Here is a 3,581-nt window from a genome sequence, read left to right as displayed (position 1 = left end):
CCGCTTCCACGGCCGCGTTCAATGCCAGGATGTTGGTCTGGAAGGCGATGCCGTCGATCACGCCGATGATGTCGCTGATCTTGCGTGAGCTGTCGGTGATCTGCTGCATGCTGGTCACCACCTGGCCCACCACTTCGCCGCCCCGCCCGGCCACCTGCGCCGCCGTGGACGCGAGCTGGTTGGCCTGGCGCGCCGTGTCGGCGGACTGGGTGACGGTGGCGGTCAGCTCTTCCATGCTGGCCGCCGTCTCCTCGAGGTTGGCGGCGGTCTGTTCGGTGCGGGCGGACAGGTCCTGGTTGCCGGTGGCGATCTCGGTGGAGGCGGAGGACACCGACTCCACGCCCGAGCGCACCTCGGCCACCACGCCGCGCAGGCGCGCCGCCATGGCGGACAGCGAGCGAAGCAGGTGGCCCAGCTCATCCTTGCGCGCGTCCTGCACGTCGACGGTCAGATCGCCCTCGGCGATGGCGTCGGCCAGGCCCACGGCGCGGTCCAGCGGCTGGGTGATCGAATGCACCGTGAGGTACGCCAGGAACACGCCCAGCAACACCACCAGGGCAGCAATCGCCGCGCCGATCCAGTGCGCCTTTTCCCGCTGGCGCCGGCCCTCGGCCTTGGCCGCTTCGCGCTGGCCCTCCTGCTGCTCGACGAAGGTCTCCTGGGTCTGGATGTATTTGGCGACGGCAGGCAGCAAAGTGTCGTCCACGAGCTTGCGGGTGGCGTCGATGTCCCCGCGGCCTTCCTGGGCCTGGGCGGTGATCTTGAGCACGGCGGTGCGCTCGGCGGAGACGCGTTCGAGCTGGGCCTTTTCCTCGGGCGCCACGGCCTGCGCGATGATCTTCTTCTGGATCTCGGTGATGGCGGCGATGTCGTTCTTGACCAGCGCCTTCATGCGGGTGCTCAGCACCTCGTCGGTGGTGACCGCGCTGACCACCACGCGCTCCACGGCCAACTGTGTCATGCCCTTCCAGCGCAAGGCCAGCGAGATGCGGTCTTCATTGGCCTGGACCATGGCGGTGGTGTCGGCATCCACGCGGGCGGTGTAGGCCACGAGGGCATAGACCAGCAGCAGCATGCTGCCCATGAGGCCGAGGATGATGAGCCACAGCTTGCGGCCAACGGAAAGGTTCTGGAAGTTCATCGGGAAATGGGCGAAGGTGAAGAAGCGCAAAAAAACGCACGGCAGACGATGCAACGCGTGGAGCGTTACCGGCGTGCACTTTTGCTTACATTTTCAGTGGTTGCGCCGATGGGCGTCAGCGGGGTTTTCCATACCTGGTGCGAGATTGCGACACACGGGAGGGCCAGCGCCCTAGAATCGATCCGTGTCCATCCTTCTCAACGCCGACCTGCACTGCCACTCCGTGGTTTCCGACGGCACGCTCACGCCCGAGGAACTGGCCGCCCGGGCGCATGCCAACGGCGTGCAGCTGTGGGCCCTGACGGACCACGACGAGATCGGTGGCCAGCACCGCGCCATGGCCGCCGCCGCATCGCACGGCCTGCCCTACCTCACTGGTGTGGAGATCTCGGTCACCTTCGCCAACACCACGGTGCACATCGTCGGCCTGGGATTCGATCCGGACGACCGGCAGCTCAGCCAGGGCCTGGCCGCCACCCGTGGGGGGCGCGGCGAGCGCGCGATGGAAATGTCCCGCCAGCTGGCCCAGGTGGGCATCCGCGGTGCCTACGAGGGCGCCCTGCGCTATGTGGGCAATCCGGAGCTCATCTCCCGCACCCATTTCGCGCGCTTTCTGGTGGAAACGGGCGTGTGCCGCGACACCTCCGAGGTGTTCCGCAAATACCTCACCGAAGGCAAGCCCGGCTACGTTCCCCACCGCTGGGCCACGCTCGGCAATGCGGTGCGCTGGATCCACGAGGCCGGCGGCATCGCCGTCATCGCGCATCCGGCCCGCTACAAGTTCAGCGCGAACGCCGAGTACGCGCTCTTCACCGAATTCATCCAGCATGGCGGCCGGGGGGTGGAAGTGGTGACCGGCAGCCATTCCGTGGCCGAGTACGGCGTGTATGCCGCCATGGCCACCGAATTGAACCTCGCCGCGTCGCGCGGCAGCGACTTTCACAGTCCGGACGAATCGCACACCGACCTGGGCGCCCTGCCCCCGCTGCCCGGCGCATTGACCCCCGTGTGGGACCTGCTGGCAGACCGCATCCACACCGCCGCCTGAGGACCTTCCCCTTGGCCCAGTATTTCGAAGTCCACCCCGACAACCCACAGCCCCGGCTGCTCAAGCAGGGCGCCGCGCTGCTCAAGCAAGGCGCGGTGCTGGCCGTGCCCACCGACTCCAGCTACGCCCTCGTGTGCCAACTGGACGACAAGGCGGCTGTGGACCGCCTGCGCCGCATCCGGCAGGTGGACGAAAAGCACCACCTCACCCTGCTGTGCCGCGACCTGTCGGAGCTGGCCAATTACGCCCGCGTGGACAACCGGCAGTACCGCCTGCTCAAGCTGGCGACGCCCGGGCCCTACACCTTCATCCTGGACGCCACCAAGGAAGTGCCCCGCCGCGTGAGCCATCCGCAGCGCAAGACCATCGGCCTGCGCGTGCCGGACCGCAAGGGCCTGCAACTGCTGCTGGAACTGCACGGCGCGCCGCTCCTGGCCACCACCTTCATCGCGCCGGGCGAAACCCTGCCGTTGAACGACCCGCGCGAGATCCGCGAGCGCTACGAGCACCAGATCGACGCCGTCGTCGATGCGGGCGCCTGCCCGCTGGAGCCCACCACCGTGGTGGACCTGACCGACATGTACGACGGCGGCGAACCGCGGGTGGTGCGCGAGGGCCGCGGCAGCCTGCAGGCGCTGGGCCTCTGATGGATGCGGCGCTGACGCGGCACTGAGACGCGAGTCAACGCGCCGCCGCTGCCCTCAGGCCGGCAGGCGCAGAGTGGACGGGCCGTGATGGCCGGGCGAGCCCAGGGCGGGCGCGTCGTCATCGTCCAGCTTGAACGCGCCCACGGCACGCTGCAGGTCGTTCGCGCGTTCCGACAGCACCGACGCGGCCCGCGCCGCCGCCTCCACCATCGCCGCGTTCTGCTGCGTGGCGCCATCCATGTGCGCGACCGCCTGGTTCACATGGGCGATGCCGTCGCTCTGCTCGTGCAGGGCGTGCGAAATCTCACCCAGCAGGGCAGTGACCTGCCCCACGTCGTGCACGATCTCCTGCATCGTCTTGCCCGCCTGGCCGACCAGACCGGTGCCGTTCTGCACCTGCTGCACGGACTCCTGGATCAGTGTGCGGATCTCGCGCGCCGCCACGGCGCTGCGCTGGGCCAGGCTGCGCACTTCGGAGGCCACCACCGCGAAGCCACGGCCCTGCTCGCCCGCGCGGGCCGCTTCCACGGCGGCGTTGAGCGCCAGGATGTTGGTCTGGAAGGCGATGTCGTCGATCACGCCGATGATGTCCACGATCTTGCGGGCCGAGGCATCGATGCCGCCCATGGTCTCACGACCTGGCCCACCACGGTGCCGCCGTGCGTGGCGATCTCCGAGGCGCCCGTGGCCAGCGTGTTGGCCTGGCGCGCGTTCTCGGCGTTCTGCTGCACCGTGGCGGTGACTG

The 3,581-nt window shown here is 68.8% G+C and carries 3 protein-coding genes and 1 pseudogene; 2 read left to right on the top strand and 2 right to left on the bottom strand.

Annotated elements, in window-relative coordinates; genetic code table 11:
• Positions 1–1,141 (bottom strand): methyl-accepting chemotaxis protein (locus tag AC27IQ_RS20485; RefSeq protein WP_487090589.1); only part of this gene is annotated, 1,141 nt, incomplete at its 3' end.
• Between the two features lie 184 nt (positions 1,142–1,325).
• Here AC27IQ_RS20485 and AC27IQ_RS20480 point away from each other — a divergent pair.
• Complete coding sequence (locus tag AC27IQ_RS20480; RefSeq protein WP_487090588.1) at positions 1,326–2,189, top strand: 3',5'-nucleoside bisphosphate phosphatase; 864 nt, start codon at positions 1,326–1,328, stop codon at positions 2,187–2,189.
• An 11-nt stretch (positions 2,190–2,200) separates the two neighbouring features.
• A complete protein-coding gene (locus tag AC27IQ_RS20475) occupies positions 2,201–2,836 on the top strand; it encodes an L-threonylcarbamoyladenylate synthase (protein ID WP_272565544.1) in 636 nt (211 codons plus the stop codon).
• A gap of 54 nt (positions 2,837–2,890) precedes the next feature.
• Here the strand turns inward: AC27IQ_RS20475 and AC27IQ_RS20470 are convergent.
• Positions 2,891–3,581, bottom strand: a pseudogene (locus AC27IQ_RS20470) (methyl-accepting chemotaxis protein); the annotation flags it as partial.

This window comes from Acidovorax sp. KPB24-07, from assembly GCF_057543315.1.
This window is presented reverse-complemented; position numbering and strand designations above follow the sequence as displayed.